The following is a 14,765-nucleotide window of genomic DNA, read 5'->3' on the forward strand; positions in this document are numbered from 1 at the left end:
CCGGCCCGGTTCACGATCCGCCGCGCATCGTGAAGACGCCCCACGGTGAGCGCCTTGTCTAAGAAGCGCAGCAGACCTTGAACAGGCTCTCAGGCCTTGCCCGCCGGCTCCAAGCCTTCCCCCGCCGGCGCCGAGGCCTGCGGCGCGCGGCGCAGCCAACCCAGCGCCCGCGGATGGTCCACCCGCGGGACGCCCTGCTCCATGAGCAAGGGCAGCCGCTCGCGGGCCTCGCCGAACGGGCCGGGGTTCTGCTGGATGATCTCGATGAAATCCGGCCCGGTCCGGCTGACGATGGCGACGTGGCCATAGCGGTTGAACACCCAGGGCGCGAACACGATCAGGTCTTCCGCCCGCGGCGCGTCGCCGCCGCCGTTGCGGTATTGCAGCAGGCCGCGCTCGGGATTGAGCGCGCCGTTGGCCAGACGGGACTGAAAGAAATCCCGGGCATGGCCCTTGTCTTGCGGCATCTTGTGGCCAAAACGCTGATAGTAATAACGTTTGACGAACTCCACGCACTGATAGCGCAGGCCCAGATTGTAGCCGTCCGGCGCCAGATTGCGCCCTTCCACATTCTGCACGCCGCCGTTGTAATACACGGCGACGCCGTTGAAGACGTCCACAGGCTCGCCCACCGCGCGGCCCCAGTTACTGCTCAGATGCGTGGCCGCCCAGTAGGCGCCGCTCAGCAGCGCGAGCAGCGTCAGCGCCACCTTGCCCTTGCTCAGCTTCATTGCTGTCCGGGCCCGGCTTTGACCGGCTCGTCCAGCCAATCCTCCAGATGACAGGACTCGCCGGAACGGATCGCGTCGATGCGCTCCACTTGCAAGGCCGGCTTGCCGTCCCGCTCCGTGAATTCGCCCAGGATCCGGGCCGAGGTTTTGGCCTGTTCTTCCAGCGCCTGCGGCGACAGGCCCGGCCATTCCGCCAAGGGCCGGCCTTCCTGGCTCAGCAACTGATAGATAGGTTTGCCGATGCTGCAGCGGGTCAGCCGCAAGCTCCCCTCGTGCGCGCTCAGCATGCCGATATAAATATCCGCCGCCATGGCGGCAAACGGCGTCAGCGCGCCAAGGACAAACAGCATAGGTTTTCGCGGGAACATATCGGTCTCCTTGCGGCCGCCATCGAGACAGGCGGCCTAAAATTCGATCGGCATGTTAACAGTTGCCGTGCCGATGAACCAGCCTCGCCCGGAGCGCGGCTAGCCGCCGCCGGCCGCTCTTGTTATATTGGCGGCCTTCCGTCCTCAGCCCGAACGCCGCCCATGTCCGTCCCCGCCCGTTTCCTTTTCGCCAGCCTGGCGCCGGCCCTGCTCGTTCTGCTGGCCGGCTGCAAGCCGCAGGCGATGCAGGCCAGTTACCACTGCGCCGACGCCACCCGCTTCCACTTCAGCCGCCAGAGCCAGACGGTGGAGCTGATTCGCGGCGAACAGCGTTTTCAGGGCTATATGGACGAACGCGGGCTGCTGACCTGGCCGCGCGACAAGGCCGGCCTGGCGCTGCCGGACAGCTTTTTCATCACGCGCAAGCTGCCGGATGAAATGAAGCTCTACGGCGGCTTCGCCGGCACCGGCCTGGCCTGCAAGCTGGATAAAGGCCGCTGAGCGCCGGCAAGCTATCCGAAGTTCCCCTAGCCGACCTCGCCGAAAGATCAGCGGCTAAAACCCCCATCGCCAACTTTAATGAAATAAGCATATTCCTCGCGCCGTCGGCGCGACGTCGAATCTGCTTTCTCTCACTTTCATTTTGGAGATTCACCATGGCTTGGACCGGTACTGTCGCTGCGAACAATCCCAACGGGGAACCCACCACCATCACTTACAATCCCGGCGATGTGATCACCATTGTCGCGTCGGGCTGGGCAGGCTACGGCCCGCAGCCCAACTGGGGCCCGCAGGGCGACAAGAGCCACCCCAATCAGGGCCTGATCTGCGGCGACGCCTACTGCGGCGCGCTGGTGATGAAGATCGGCGCCGGCGGCTTCATCCCGGTGAACACCGGCCTGTTCCGCTGGAAAGCGCCGGCCAACGCGCAAGGCCAGATCACGCTGTACTACAACGATGTGCCCAGCACCTACGGCAACAACTCCGGTTCCTTCCAGGTAAGCATCGGCAAAGACGCGGTCTGATCGCGCTCTTCCGCTCGCAAGCAGCCCCGCAAGGGGCTGCTCCGCGTCCTTTCCCCGCCTTCACGCTGTCCGAGCCGCTACGCGCTCAATGCTGCGCCGCCAGCCAGGCCAGAGCCGCCTCTCTATCGTCGAACACGCGAAACTGCCGGCCACGGCGTGCTTCGCTCAGGTATTCGCCAAAACGTTCGCCGTAGGCGGCGCCGTCGACGAACACCCCGGCCACGGCAAGACGGTAGTTGACCAGCTTCTGAACGAACTCGCCGGCGAAGCGGCTGCTCAAGTCGAAAAAAGCCGGCGGTAAGGCCTCTTCCGCCAGCAGCACGCGCGGCGCGTCGTGCTCCGCGCACAAGGCCACCAAATCCAGCGCCTGGTCCAGGCTCGCCACCCCGGCGCTGCACTCGATCAACTTCGTCTGCTTGACGGTCGTCACTCGGGTTTCCATCGGCACGCTCTCCCTTGCATGAAAAACAAAAGCAAATCATGACTAAGACATGGCCGCGCGACAAGCGCCGTTTGAGCATGGCTCTTAAGACCTGCTCAAAGGCTCGCGAGCAAGAACGCGCCTAGACGGCAAGCACAGAGAGAAACGTGTTTAACACCGCGTCGCCGAAGCGCGACGGACCTTGAACTGGCTCCTAGATCATTCATGCGGATTTTCAATATGGTGGTAGTACCTATATCGGCAGTCTGATCCTTAAACCATATTGATGTCTGCGCAAGCGTAAAAGAAACCGGGCCGGCGGCCGCTCCGCCCGGGCCGCCGCGGCGCTCAATGCAAGCAAGGGTTCCGTTCATGCACCGTCTCAGCCAGATCATCATGCCGGTATTGCGGGATTTGCCCGCGTCCCACCTCAAGCGCGAGCTGCTGCAAGCCTTTGAACGGCACGGCAGCCACTTCGACGCGATCGAATCCGGCTTTGCGCGCCTGACCGCGCGGCGGCAAAGCCCGGAAACGCTGCGGCGCTTTTTCCAGAGCTGGAGCCAGACCAACAATAGCGCGATGACGGTGGCCGGCATCAGCAACCGGCTGACGCTGCGGGTCCACACCGGCCAGCCGGTGGCGGACCGCGAGGCCTTGTTCGCCGCCATCGTCTGTTTGAACCGCATCGTGGACGAGGATTTGGCGGTCACGCACAAGGTGCTGCACGCGCAGATGTACTACAACATGGCCACGGGCATTGTCGGAGATGACCAGTGGCTGTCCCATGCCTATCTCCACCCCAGCGCCAAGGCCTTCAAAAGCTGGAAGGATCATCAGTCGCTGCGCGAGCCGGACCTGGCCGTCGCGCTGCTGACCACGCTGACGCACGAGATCTACACCCATGGCGAGGTGGAATTCATCCTGCCGCTGTTCCGCCGCTGGCTGACCCGGACGCTGGGCTTCGCCGAGCGAGACGCCACCCGCACGCTGGGCTGGATCAGCGTGCACTGCGGCCCCACCGAGAAAAACCACTTCTTCCACGCCATGAACGCCCTAAACCACTACGCGCGGGCCATGGCGCTGGACCTGGAGCGCTACAGCCTGGACGGCATCGTCGGCGCCTATCTGGAGCAAAAGGCGGCGGTGCTGGCGACGGTGCCGCGGGACGCCGCCGCGGAGGCGCTGTGAGCCGGCCGCGGCCTCCGCTTTTGCGGCTGGCGGACCAGGCCGCCGCGCCGCCGCCCTGGCCGCCGGGCGCGCCGCCCCTGTTCGCCCCGGAACAGTTGGCGCGCGCCCGCGTGGAGGTGTCCGCCGACTATCTGAGCAGCCTGCGGCGCCTGAGCGCGCTGCTGGACGCCGCCTTCCGCGCCATTGTCGGCCGCTACTTTCTGGATCCACGCATCCGGGCGCTCTATCAGCTGCCCAAGGCCATGGAAGCGCTGCTGCGGCGCGCGCACGGCCGGCCTTACCGCGTGGGCTTCTACCGTCCGGACTTCATCTACGACCGCCATGGCCAGCCGCGCATTTGCGAGGTGGGCGCGCGCTACCCGATGAACGGCTGGATGATCAGCCGCTGGCTGGGTCAGCCGGCCGGAGACGACGCCTTCTTGCAAACCTTGCGTCAATGGCATCCGCCCGGCTGCGTGGTGGCGCTGACGCACGCCCGCGAACCCGGCACCGAGATTTTCCTGCTGGCGGAAACACTGCGCCGCGACGGCGTCCACTTTCTGTCCGCCCGGCCGGAGGCGCTCAGCGTCCGCGACGGCAAGCTGCGGCTGGACGGCCGGACGGTGAACCGCTGCATCCTGGAAATGGATCGCAGCGAGCTGCCGCTGCTGCCGGACCGGGTGCTGGACCAGTTGCTGGACGGCGGCGCGTATTTCAACGACATCCGCACGCTGATCCTGGTGCACGACAAGCGGGTGCTGGCGGTCCTGAATCGCGAGGACATCATGCGGGACTGCCTGGACGCCGACGATTACGCGGCCTTGCGCCCCTTTCTGATCCCCTCCTTCGCGCCGGCCTCGCGGGACGAGGCCGAGGCCCTGCTGGCGCGCGCCGGCGACTTCATCGCCAAACCCAGCAGCGGCGGCCGCGGCCTGGGCTCGCTGGTGCGCTCCGCCTGCGGCGAAACCGCCTGGCGCGAACTGGTGCTGGGGCAATGGCCGCAATACATGTTCCAGGACTACATCGAGCAAAGCGAGTTCGTGGACCCGGAAAGCCGGCAGCGCATCCGGCTGGTGGGCATGCAGCTGTGCCGCGACGCGGAAAGCTACGGCCCCGGCGTGTTTCGCGGCTCGGACGAGTTGATCATCAATCTGCACCAGCGCCGCGGCAAGCTGTACTCCGCCGCCGCGACGGCCTGAACCGGTTTCGCGCACAGGGGGCTTCATGCGGCATTCCGTCATTATTCCGCTGTACAACAAACGCGCCTACATCGGCGAGACCATCGCCTCGCTGGCGGCGCAGGAAAAGGCGCCGCACGAGATCATCATCGTCGACGACGCCAGCACCGACGACGGCGCGGAGGCGGCGGAGCAGGCCTTGCGCCACCACGCCCAGGATTTGAGCCGTACCCGCAGCGTGCTGCTGCGGCTGCCGCGCAACAGCGGCCCCGGCGCGGCGCGCAACGCCGGCCTGGCGCGGGCCGGCGGCGAACTGGTGAGCTTCCTGGACGCCGACGACTGCTACCGGCCGGACTGCCTGCGCTTGCTGGAGCAGAAAATGAACGAGCACCGGCTGGACCTGGCGGTGCTGGGCTACGACAGCGCGCCGCCTGAGGAACGCTTTCCGCAGCTGGACGCCTTGCGCGCCGAACTGGAGCCTTTGGAGGACGAAGCCTTCCTGCTGCCCCGCCCGCTGCGCACCGCCGGCCACCCGGACTTCTTCATGGGGCGGGCCAGCAATGTGGCCGCGCGGCGGCAATGGCTGCTGACGCAACGCTATGTGGCCGGCGCGCGGCTGAACGAGGGCATCGATTTCTGGTACCGGGTGCTGAAAGAGATCGTCGCGCACGGCGGACGCGCCGGCCTGCTGTCCGCGCCGCTGATCCGCTTCCGCATTCTGGCGGACAGCCTGTCGCACCGGCCGTGCCGGGACTGGCGGCTGCTGGCCACCCCGCCCACGGTGCTGCGCTACGCGGGCAGCCAGGACGCGGACGAATTGCGCCTGGCTCGCATGCTGGCGCAGCGCTGGCTGGACTACGCGCAAGAAGCGCTGCCGGACGCGGCGCAGCGGCGCGCCTTCCTGAGCCGCCACCGTCCGCTGCTGATCCAGCTGGGACTGACGCCGATGGACACGGCCAGGCTGCCGGCATGAAGGCGCCGCCCGCCCAGCCGCCCGCGCCGGCCCGCCAGCAGGCCTTGCTGCGCGAGTGCTTCGAACTGGCCCGCGCCCACCCCTTCTATCGAACGCTTTACCGCGGCGTGGCTTGCGCCGAAGACGCGCCGCCGCTGGAGAAGGCGACGCTGCAAGCCGCGCTGGAGACGTTTTCGCCGGAGCGGGAAGCGTCCGGCCTCTATCTGGTGCGCTCCGGCGGCAGCACCCGGGCGGCGCTGATCTTCCCGGTGGACATTGCGGAAAACCTGGCCCAGCGGCAGGCGCTGGCGGACCGGCTGCGCGCCGACGGGGTGTTCGGTCCCGCCAGCATCGCCTTGAACCTGTTCGGCTACGCCAATCTCTACCGCACCGCGGCCATCGTCGACGATGTGCTGGAACGTTGTCAGGCCACCACGCTGCCGATGAGCGCCCACGCCGCCGACGCCGACATCCTGGCCGCGGCGCGACGATTCCGCCCCAGCCACGTGCTGGGCACCCCGTCGCGGCTGGCCTTGTTCGCCGCCCATCTGGCAGCCGCCGGCGAGCGGCTGGAGATTCCGCAGCTGCTGTACGCCGGCGAAACCCTGCACGCGTCCACGCTGGCGCGGCTGCGCGCCGCGCTGGGCGCGGCCCAGCTCTGGTCGCTGTACGGCGGCGCGGAAACCGGCATCTGGGCCTGGAGCGACGCCAGCCGCCGCCCCGGCCTGTTCCGGGTGCTGCCTCGGGTGGCGGTGGAGGTCCTGCAACCGGACGCCGCCGGTTACGGCCGCATCGCGGTCAGCAACGCCTGGCGGCGGCGCTTCCCGGTGTTCCGTTACTGCCTGGGCGACATCGGCCGCTGGGTGGAGTGCGACGGCGAACGCTGGCTGGAATTGCGCGGCCGCGACGGCCGGTCCTTCCGCCTCAATGAAACCACGTACGAGTTGGACGATTTCGCGCAACTGGCCGGCGCGGAGCACGCTTTCCAGATCCAGCTGGACCGCGACCCGGCCGGCCGCGAGCGGCTGACCCTGCTCTTGGCCGAACATCTGGACGCCGGCCCGGAAGCGGCCTTGCGCGCGCGCCTGGCGGCTTTGCTGGGCCTGGCGCCGGATGACGGCGCCTTCGCGCTCGGCTTGGCCGCGCGGGCGCGATGGCGGCTGGACCCCGTCACCAGCAAGACGCCGCCCATCGTGGATTTGCGGGACTGAAGCCGCCGGCGGACCACCGTCCCGGCCGTCCGCCGCCCTTGCCCGCCGCGCGCTTACAAGGTCTGGAAGTAGAAGCGGTAATCGCCCTGGCCGAACAACATCGACATGCTGGTCAGATTGCTGTTGGCCGGCGTGCCCACCAGGGTCAGGATGGGAATGGAATCGTGACCGTATTGGTAGGCCTGGGTCTGCGGGTTGTAGCCGAACTGGTAGAAGGTGTCCACGCTGCCCACCTTGAAGGCGTACAAGCGGTAAGTGCTGCCGTCGAACAACATCGACCAGCGGTGGAAGTCGGTGTCTCCCGGCGCGCCGGTGACGTTCAGAGTGGGAATGGAGTTGTAGCCGTACTCATAGTGGTTGGTGGAGCGGTTGAAACCGAACTGGTACAGCACCGTGGGCGCGCCCAGGCGCCGCAAATACAAGCGATAGGTGCTGGTGCTGCTGTCGTAGAGCATGGACACGCTGCTGGCGTCCGCGTCCGGCGGCGCGCCGGTGATCTTCAACTCCGGGATGGAGTGGAAGCCGAACTCGTACTTGGACGTGGCCGGATTGAACGCGGCCTGGTACAAGGTGTCCGCGCTGCTGCCCTTGAAGAAATACATCCGGTAATACTCGCCGTCGTTGAGCATGGTCCAGCGCGCCCAATTGGTGTCGCTGGGCATATTGGCGATCGACATATTGGGAATGGAGCCGCCATAGGCGAACTTATACGTGCTGGTGTTGGGCACATAGGCGAACTGATTGACTGATGGCATGACGCTTTCCTCCAAAGTGAGTCAGCTGCCCAGGCGCGGGCCCAAGGCCCGCGACCTCCCTACGGCAACAGCAGCTGACAAAACCCGCGCAAACGGCATGACGCCGGCGCGGCGCGCGGGCTGGCGCGTTCAAGCGGGTTTTGCCAGCGGTTCTACCCCTGGCTTGAGATGATGATTGCGTGATTGCGCATGGATCTCTCCTCCCCCGCGCGGCGGCGCGGGCGAACAAACAGCCACTAAGTCGTCAATCAGGGGCGGGCGCCTTGGCGCGGACGAGGCGGGGCCGATAATGGCGGCGATAGGGACTTCGACTAGCCAGTAATAGCATCTTGAAAACCGGGCGTGCCTGTACTTTCGGACTGGGTCGGCGGCTCTGGTTACAGCCGTTACATATTGCGCGCTATGCCGCCCACCGCCTCCCCCCTAAAATGCACGCCATCTGACGGCGCCGCCGGCGCGCCGCCTCATCCAAGGGAAAGCAAGATCAATGAGAACAAAGGGATTCATCAGCCTGGCCCTGGCCGCCCTGCCGGCCTTGAGCCAGGCCGCCATGCCCATCGCCCAACTGAACCAGCACGCCGAGCGGATTTTCAAGGATAGCCAGGCGGTGGGCATGGTGATGGTGGTCGTCGACAAACAAGGCGGCCTGCAACGCTTTTACGGAGAAACCCGCCCGGGCAGCCGCCAGACGCCGGACGCCAATTCGCTGCTGCGCATCGCCAGCCTCAGCAAGCTGATGACCAGCGAAGTGCTGGCGGCCATGGTCCTGGACCAACAGCTCAAGCTGGACGATCCGCTGCGGAAGTTCGCGCCGGCGGGAAGCGCGCAGTCCAAGGCCCTGGCCGGCCAGCCCATCACCCTGCTCCACCTGGCCACCCACACCAGCGGCTTCCCGCGCGAACTGCCGGGCGTCAAGCCGCGCGACACGCCGGTTTTCGTCTGGCCCAATCAACAGCAGCGCTGGCGCTGGCTGGCCAAGACCAAGGCTCGCTTCGCGCCGGGTCAGAGCGCGCAATACTCCAATCTGGCTTACGACTATCTGGCCGACGCGCTGGCCGTCGCCGCCGGCAAGCCCTATCCGGCGCTGCTGCGCGACACCGTCACCGGGCCGCTGGCCATGCGCGACACCACCTTCAGCCCCAGCCCCGCCCAATGCGCGCGCCTGCTGCGCGGCGTGGAGGCCAGTCCCTGCGTCAACACCAGCGCGGCCATAGGCAGCGGCGGCGTCTATTCCACCGCCGCCGACATGCAACGCTGGCTGCAGGACCTGGTGCGGCCGCAAAACGAGCAGCGCAAGCGCCTGTACCAGCAAACCTTCCAGATGCGCTATCAGCGCGCCGAATTGCGCAGCCTCGCCGGCATGGACGTGCCCGGCAAGGCCGACGCGCTGGGCCTGGGCTGGGTGGCGATGCACGAACAGCCGGACACCCGGCCCTTCCTGCAAAAAACCGCCGGCGGCGGCGGCTTTTTCAGCTACGTCGCCATCGATCCCCAGCGGCAGACCGCGGTATGGGTGGCGCTGACCCGCGGCAAGCAGACCCGCTACCAGGCGATGAGCGACGGCGTGAACCAGTTGCTGCTGGCGCTGAACCGCTCCTAAGAAAGCCGCTTGCGATTCGCTGCGCGTCGCGGGGCCCGATGCGGCAGACGCCGCTTCGAAATCCCCCTATCGCCCAGGCGCATGCGGCTTGATCGGGCGCAAAGCCTCGCCTCGCTCGCGGGGCCTTGAACAGACGCCAAACGGCCCTGGCGACGCGCAGACGCCATGACTCGCGCCGCTCCTTCTTTTCCCACATCCTCATCGACAAGGAGGCATCGTCATGCCCGCAATGAATCGCCGCGTCCTGCTGCTGGCCTGCGCCGCGCTATCCGCCCACGCCCTGGCCGCCGCGCCTTCGCCCCAAGCCGCCGTCGACGCGGAAATCCCGGCGTTGATGCGCAAGCACGGCATCCCCGGCATGGCGGTGGGCCTCGCCGTCGACAGCGGCGTTCAGGTTTACAACTACGGCGTCGCCTCCAAGGCCGACCATAGGCCGGTAACGCGCGCCACGCTGTTCGAGATCGGCTCGCTCAGCAAAACCTTCACCGCCGCGCTAGCCAGCTATGCCCAGGCCGAAGGCCGGCTCTCGCTGGCCGACCCCGTGACCCAGCACCTGCCGGCGCTGGCCGGCGGCGGCCTGGAACGGGTCACGCTGCTGAACCTGGGCACTCAGACCTCAGGCCTGCCCTTGTTCGTGCCGGACGACGTCGACAACGCCGGCACATTGCGGCGATTCATGCGGCGCTGGCGCCCCAGGCAGCCGGCGGGCGGGCAGCGGGTCTATTCCAATATCGGCATCGGCGTCCTGGGCCAGATCGCCGCCGCCAGCATGCGCATGCCCTACGCGGCGGCGGTGGAAGGCAGGATCTTCGCCAAGCTGGGCATGGACAGCAGCTTCGTCAACGTCCCCGCCCAGAGAATGCGCGACTACGCCCAGGGCTACGACAAGAACGACAGGCCCGCGCGGCTGACTCCGGCCCTGCTGGCGGACGAGGCCTACGGCGTCAGGACCAGCGCCGCCGACCTGGCGCGCTTCCTCAACGCCAATATGGGCCTGCTGCCCATGGCGCCCAAGCTGCGGGCCGCGCTCGAGGACACCCATATCGGCTACTACCGCGCCGGGGTGCTGACCCAAGGCCTGATCTGGGAACAATACCCGTATCCGGTGGACCTGCCGCGGCTGCTGAGCGGCAATGCCCCCGCCTATATCTATCAGGGCATGCCGGCGCAGCGCCTGGATCCGCCGCTGCCGCCGCAAACGCGGGCCTTCATCAACAAAACCGGGTCCACCAACGGCTTTTCGGCTTACGCCGCCTATATCCCGGAAAAACGACTGGGCATCGTGCTCTTGGCCAACAAGTCCTATCCGCTGGCCGAACGAGTGAGCGCCGCCTACCGCATCCTGGCGCGGCTGGACGGCGGACTCGCGCCCGCCGCTCAACCATGATCCTGCACGGCCGTCGTCGCTAGCCGGCGGTCTTGAGCACAACGATGGACGCGACCAGCAGCGACAGATAGGCAAGCTTTTTATTGCTCTTTTTATCGCCCCAGAACAGGATGCCGGTCACCACCGTGCCCACCACGCCAATCCCGGTATAAGCGGCGTAAGCAATAGACATGTCTATGGTTTTCATCGCCCAGTAGAGAAGAAACAAGGAGCTGCTCAAGCCCGTCGCATACAGCGCGCAGCCCCTGACATACCGCTTCAGCGCGATGTCCCGGATCCCCACCACCACCAGAATTTCCAGCACGCCCGCCGCCAACAGATAAAGCCAGTCCATTTCAGTCTTTCACTTGCTTGAGTTGCACCACCGAAAACAGGATCACCGCAATCGCCAGCATCGCCACCGGACTGAACGGCTTGCCGAACAAGGCCACATCCAACAGATAAGCGCCTACGGTTCCGAAGATCACGAAAAACACATAGGCGGTCGACGCGCCCATTCTCTTGGTCGCCAGCACCAGCAAGGAGAAACTGCCGATGATGCAGACAATGGTCGCCAACCATTCCAATACGCTTTCCGAGCGCTTCAAACCCGCGGCCCACAGTACTTCCAAACCGCTGGCAAACAGCAACAACACCCAGCTAAGCATCTTTAAACGCCCCTTCCCCGACTCAATCATCAAAGCCCGTTCAGCCGTCGCGGCACACGCCCGGAGCCTGTTTACGCACCCTCGGGCAAGAACGGAAAAACCCTGCGGCGGCCCACTTGATAATGAGCGCGCCAAGAACGTCTTCAGCGCTCCGCCAATCGCTCGATATCTTGGAACGCGTCCCGCCACTCCTGCTCGCTCATCTCGGCCAGGCCGAAGTAGCGCAGCATGAACGCCCCTTCCACCGCCAGATAGGCCACGCGCGCGCGGCGGCCCTCCTCGGTGGCCACGTCCAGCTTGCCCAAGCGCTCGGCATGCCAGGCCCGCACCCAGTCTTTCTGATCCTTGGACTCCAGCATGGCGCTCAGATGGCAGGCGGCGCGGGTGATCAAGGCCTCTTCCGTCGCGGTGATGCGGACATGGGTTTTGACTTGCTCGACGCTGGACAGCTGTTCGGCGGCGACACCCGCGGTTTTCTCGAAACACGCGTCGTAGTGCTTGCCCCAGCGCTCCAACATGGCGTTGACCAGATTGCGCTTGGCGCCGAAACAGGACTGGACCCCGCCCTTGCTGATGCCCACGGCCTTGGCCACGGCGTCTATGGTGAGGGCGGCCGCCCCCTTGCGTTCTATGATCTCTTCCGCCGCGTCCAACACCTGATTGCGATCGATGGATCTGGGTTTGCTCACGATGCCTCCCGGTTCATTGAATACATACGTATGTATTCTATTGAATCCCAGGAAATAGCGTCAAGCGCGCGATGGGCGTCGCAACTAGGCCGGCGCCAGCTCCTGAGTGAACAAGGTCTGGCCGGCCACGTCCTTCAGCCTCACCGTCATCGCGCGGCTGCGGGCGTCTATGTCCACCTGGCCGAAGAACTGCATGCCGGCCAGCGGCGACAGGTTCTGCGTCTCCGGCGCCTTCTGGTACACCACCTTGGGGCCGAAAGTCATGTCCAGCGGATTGGGACCGAAGGTGCCGGCGTTCAACGGACCGGAGACGAACTCCCAGAACGGATTGAAGTCCGCGAAGGCGGCGCGTTCCGGATGGTAATGATGGGCGGCGGTGTAATGCACGTCGGCGGTGAACCACACCACGTTGCGGATATCGCGGCGCTTGATCTCGCCCAGCAGCCAGGCCAGCTCCAGTTCGCGCCCCAGCGGCCGGCCGTGGTCGCCGTTGGCCATCGCCTCCCAGCGCGCGCTGCCGTCCGCGTTCTTGCCGTCGGCCACCTGCAGGCCCAGCGGCATGTCCGCCATCACCGCCTTCCAGACGCCCTTGGAAGCCTGCAAGCCTTCCAACAGCCATTGCAGCTGCGCCCGGCCCATGAAGTTCGCGCCCGGCTCGCTCTCCCGCTGCAGATTGGCGCCGTTGGCGTCGCGATAGCTGCGCATGTCCAGCACGAAGACATCCAGCAACGGCCCTTGCGGCAGATGGCGATACACCCACTCGTCCTCGCCGTTGCCGTGAAGCCGCAGCGGCGCGTACTCCAGAAAGGCGCGGGTGGCGCGCGCCTGCAACACGCCTATGTTTTTCTCGCGGTAACGCGGGTCGGCGGACAAGTCCTTGCCGTCGGACCAGTTGTTGACCACCTCGTGGTCGTCCCATTGCCAGATCTGCGGCACCTCGGCGGCAAAGCGCCTCACATTGGCGTCCATCAGGTTGTAGCGGTAGCGGCCGCGGTATTCGTCCAGCGTCTCCGCCACCTTGCTCACTTCCGGCGTCAGCAGATTGCGCCAGATCTTGCCGCCCTCCACCGCCGTCTCGGCCGCCATCGGGCCGTCTGCGTAAATGGTGTCGCCGCAATGCACGAAGAAATCCGGCCGCTGCCGGCGCATGGTTTCGTAAATGCGCATGCCGCCCCAGTCCGGATTGATGCCGTAGCCCTGGCCGGCGGTGTCGCCGGACCAGACGAAGCGCAGATCGCGCGCCGTTTCCGCCACAGTGCGAAAGCTCCCTGTCACCGGCTCGGACCAGGCCCGCGGATGGACCGCGTCTTCAAAACGCGCTCTCACATACAGCCGCTCGCCGGCCGGCAGGCCGCTCAGATCCACGCGCGCGGTGAAGTCGCCGGCCTCGGTCGCCCAGGGGCCCCGCACCTGGCGCGGGCTGGCGAAGCGCTCGCTGCGGTCCCACTCCACCACCAGGCGCGCGGTCCGGTCGGAGCGCGCCCAGACAATGGCGCGGTCCGCGCTCGCGTCGCCGATCTGGATGCCGGAATTCATCAACGGGCGCAAACGGTCCGAGGTGACGACGGCCGGCGCGGCCAGCGCCGGCCCGGCCAGCAACAGGCCGCCTCCGGCAAGCGAGGTTTTCAAAAAACGGCGGCGATCCATGGCGTTCTCCGGTGTTGATCAAGACAGTCAAAACGCCGATCTTGCCGCGGCAAGATGACGCCAGGATGTCCCGCTAGCGGGTTTTACGTATTTCATTCGCGCGCTTGATCGCATATACCTCAAACACCCGCCGCGCGGCCCTCCGAGCCGGCCCGCAGTCAACGGGCTCCGCCAACAGGTTCAAAGGAAAGCACATGCTCTGGGACCCCGGGCCGCCCCCGCCTTTCTCCTCGCTGTTCGAGCACGCTCCGCTGGCAAGCTATCAGGCTCTCCCGGCCAAATTCCGCCTGGAATGGGGCCCCGTCTACTACCGCGGCCGCCTGGACGGCAGCGCCAAGGTGCTGATCGTGGGACAGGACCCGTCCGCCGATGAAAACCTGACGCGCCGCGCCATGGTCGGCACCGCCGGCCAGCGGGTGCAGGGCTTTTTGCGCAAGCTGGGCCTGGACCGTTCCTACGTGATCGTCAACGCCAGCCTGTATAGCATTTACGGCCAGTTCGACGCCGAGATGGCCGGCTTCATGGATCAGGCCGCGGTGCGCGCCTGGCGCAATCAATTGCTGGACCAGCTCAAGCAACCCGGCCTGCAAGCGGTGATCGGCTTTGGCAAGGCGGCGGCCAAGGTGCTGGACGACTGGCCCGGCGCGGCGTCCTTCAAGGCCGCGCAGCGGCTGTTCCAGCCGCAGCATCCCACCGCGCGCTCGCCCGGCGCGCTGCTCAAATCCTGGAACCAGACCCTGGCCGCGCTGGCGCCCTTGCTGAACCCGGACCCCGGCCTTGCGCCGGACCCCACCCCCTATGAGCTGACGGGCTTTCGCGAGCAGGATCTGGCGCGGATTCCCGCCGCGGACCTGCCCTTCGGCATGCCGGCCTGGCTGGGCCAGGGCGATATGGCCACGCGGGTGATCAAGGGCCAGGCCAAACTGAAAACCCCGGCCGCCAACGCCTCCATTCTGTGGACGGCGCAGGCGGACCAGGGCTGAACCG

Annotated in this window: 17 protein-coding genes; 9 read left to right on the forward strand and 8 right to left on the reverse strand. The window is 66.4% G+C overall.

From position 1 onward, the window contains the following. Positions 1–89: 89 nt before the first annotated feature. Entirely contained in the window at positions 90–731 is a 642-nt protein-coding gene (locus DB032_RS11225) for a CHAP domain-containing protein (RefSeq protein WP_107799562.1), read from the reverse strand. Beyond that, positions 728–1,081: a hypothetical protein gene (locus DB032_RS11230; protein ID WP_107799563.1), complete on the reverse strand. Its 354-nt coding sequence runs from the start codon at positions 1,079–1,081 to the stop codon at positions 728–730. The genes DB032_RS11225 and DB032_RS11230 overlap by 4 nt, the downstream gene beginning before the upstream one ends. Positions 1,082–1,261: 180 nt before the next feature. Here DB032_RS11230 and DB032_RS11235 point away from each other — a divergent pair, with 180 nt between their 5' ends. Next, entirely contained in the window at positions 1,262–1,600 is a 339-nt protein-coding gene (locus DB032_RS11235; RefSeq protein WP_107799564.1) for a hypothetical protein, read from the forward strand. A 155-nt stretch (positions 1,601–1,755) separates the two neighbouring features. Beyond that, the gene (locus tag DB032_RS11240) at positions 1,756–2,124 is read left to right on the forward strand and encodes a LecA/PA-IL family lectin (RefSeq protein ID WP_107799565.1); all 369 of its coding nucleotides are present in this window, start codon (positions 1,756–1,758) and stop codon (positions 2,122–2,124) included. Positions 2,125–2,209: 85 nt separating this feature from the next. Here the strand turns inward: DB032_RS11240 and DB032_RS11245 are convergent, their stop codons facing one another. Then, complete coding sequence (locus tag DB032_RS11245) at positions 2,210–2,566, reverse strand: DUF4180 domain-containing protein (RefSeq protein WP_107799566.1); 357 nt, start codon at positions 2,564–2,566, stop codon at positions 2,210–2,212. 351 nt (positions 2,567–2,917) lie between these two features. On the opposite strand from DB032_RS11245, the gene DB032_RS11250 reads away from it, so the two are divergent. Genes DB032_RS11250 through DB032_RS11265 form a run of 4 tightly spaced genes read left to right on the forward strand, consistent with a single transcriptional unit; the run spans position 2,918 to position 7,053 of the window. After that, positions 2,918–3,733 (forward strand): hypothetical protein, encoded by an 816-nt coding sequence (locus DB032_RS11250; protein ID WP_107799567.1) that lies wholly within the window; start codon positions 2,918–2,920, stop codon positions 3,731–3,733. Then, a complete protein-coding gene (locus DB032_RS11255; protein ID WP_146176648.1) occupies positions 3,730–4,911 on the forward strand; it encodes a hypothetical protein in 1,182 nt (393 codons plus the stop codon). The genes DB032_RS11250 and DB032_RS11255 overlap by 4 nt, the downstream gene beginning before the upstream one ends. Positions 4,912–4,936: 25 nt before the next feature. After that, on the forward strand, positions 4,937–5,863 hold the full coding sequence (locus DB032_RS11260) for a glycosyltransferase family 2 protein (RefSeq protein WP_107799569.1): 927 nt from the start codon (positions 4,937–4,939) through the stop codon (positions 5,861–5,863). Continuing rightward, on the forward strand, positions 5,860–7,053 hold the full coding sequence (locus DB032_RS11265) for an AMP-binding protein (protein ID WP_146176649.1): 1,194 nt from the start codon (positions 5,860–5,862) through the stop codon (positions 7,051–7,053). The genes DB032_RS11260 and DB032_RS11265 overlap by 4 nt, the downstream gene beginning before the upstream one ends. 53 nt (positions 7,054–7,106) lie before the next feature. Here the strand turns inward: DB032_RS11265 and DB032_RS11270 are convergent, their stop codons facing one another. Next, positions 7,107–7,808, reverse strand: coding sequence for a hypothetical protein (locus DB032_RS11270; RefSeq protein WP_107799571.1), 702 nt, complete (start codon positions 7,806–7,808; stop codon positions 7,107–7,109). Between the two features lie 487 nt (positions 7,809–8,295). Here DB032_RS11270 and ampH point away from each other — a divergent pair, with 487 nt between their 5' ends. Together ampH and ampC are read left to right on the forward strand one after the other, a co-directional pair. Beyond that, positions 8,296–9,408 carry a D-alanyl-D-alanine-carboxypeptidase/endopeptidase AmpH gene (gene ampH, locus DB032_RS11275; RefSeq protein ID WP_107799572.1) on the forward strand — a complete coding sequence of 371 codons (1,113 nt, stop codon included), beginning with the start codon at positions 8,296–8,298 and terminating at the stop codon, positions 9,406–9,408. A gap of 220 nt (positions 9,409–9,628) precedes the next feature. Beyond that, positions 9,629–10,795, forward strand: coding sequence for a class C beta-lactamase (ampC, locus tag DB032_RS11280; RefSeq protein ID WP_199225878.1), 1,167 nt, complete (start codon positions 9,629–9,631; stop codon positions 10,793–10,795). Positions 10,796–10,814: 19 nt separating this feature from the next. On the opposite strand, the gene DB032_RS11285 is transcribed toward ampC, so the two are convergent. The 4 genes from DB032_RS11285 to DB032_RS11300 form a co-directional block, all read right to left on the reverse strand. Next, complete coding sequence (locus DB032_RS11285; protein WP_107799574.1) at positions 10,815–11,129, reverse strand: multidrug efflux SMR transporter; 315 nt, start codon at positions 11,127–11,129, stop codon at positions 10,815–10,817. Between the two features lies 1 nt (position 11,130). Beyond that, entirely contained in the window at positions 11,131–11,442 is a 312-nt protein-coding gene (locus DB032_RS11290) for a multidrug efflux SMR transporter (RefSeq protein WP_107799575.1), read from the reverse strand. A 143-nt stretch (positions 11,443–11,585) separates the two neighbouring features. Beyond that, positions 11,586–12,131 carry a TetR/AcrR family transcriptional regulator gene (locus DB032_RS11295; RefSeq protein WP_107799576.1) on the reverse strand — a complete coding sequence of 182 codons (546 nt, stop codon included), beginning with the start codon at positions 12,129–12,131 and terminating at the stop codon, positions 11,586–11,588. A gap of 84 nt (positions 12,132–12,215) precedes the next feature. Then, positions 12,216–13,778: an alkaline phosphatase gene (locus tag DB032_RS11300; protein WP_107799577.1), complete on the reverse strand. Its 1,563-nt coding sequence runs from the start codon at positions 13,776–13,778 to the stop codon at positions 12,216–12,218. A 194-nt stretch (positions 13,779–13,972) separates the two neighbouring features. Between DB032_RS11300 and DB032_RS11305 the strand changes: the two genes are divergently transcribed. Further along, on the forward strand, positions 13,973–14,761 hold the full coding sequence (locus DB032_RS11305) for a uracil-DNA glycosylase family protein (RefSeq protein ID WP_107799578.1): 789 nt from the start codon (positions 13,973–13,975) through the stop codon (positions 14,759–14,761). Positions 14,762–14,765 lie beyond the last annotated feature (4 nt).

This window comes from Chromobacterium sp. Panama, assembly GCF_003052555.1.
Classification (GTDB): domain Bacteria; phylum Pseudomonadota; class Gammaproteobacteria; order Burkholderiales; family Chromobacteriaceae; genus Chromobacterium.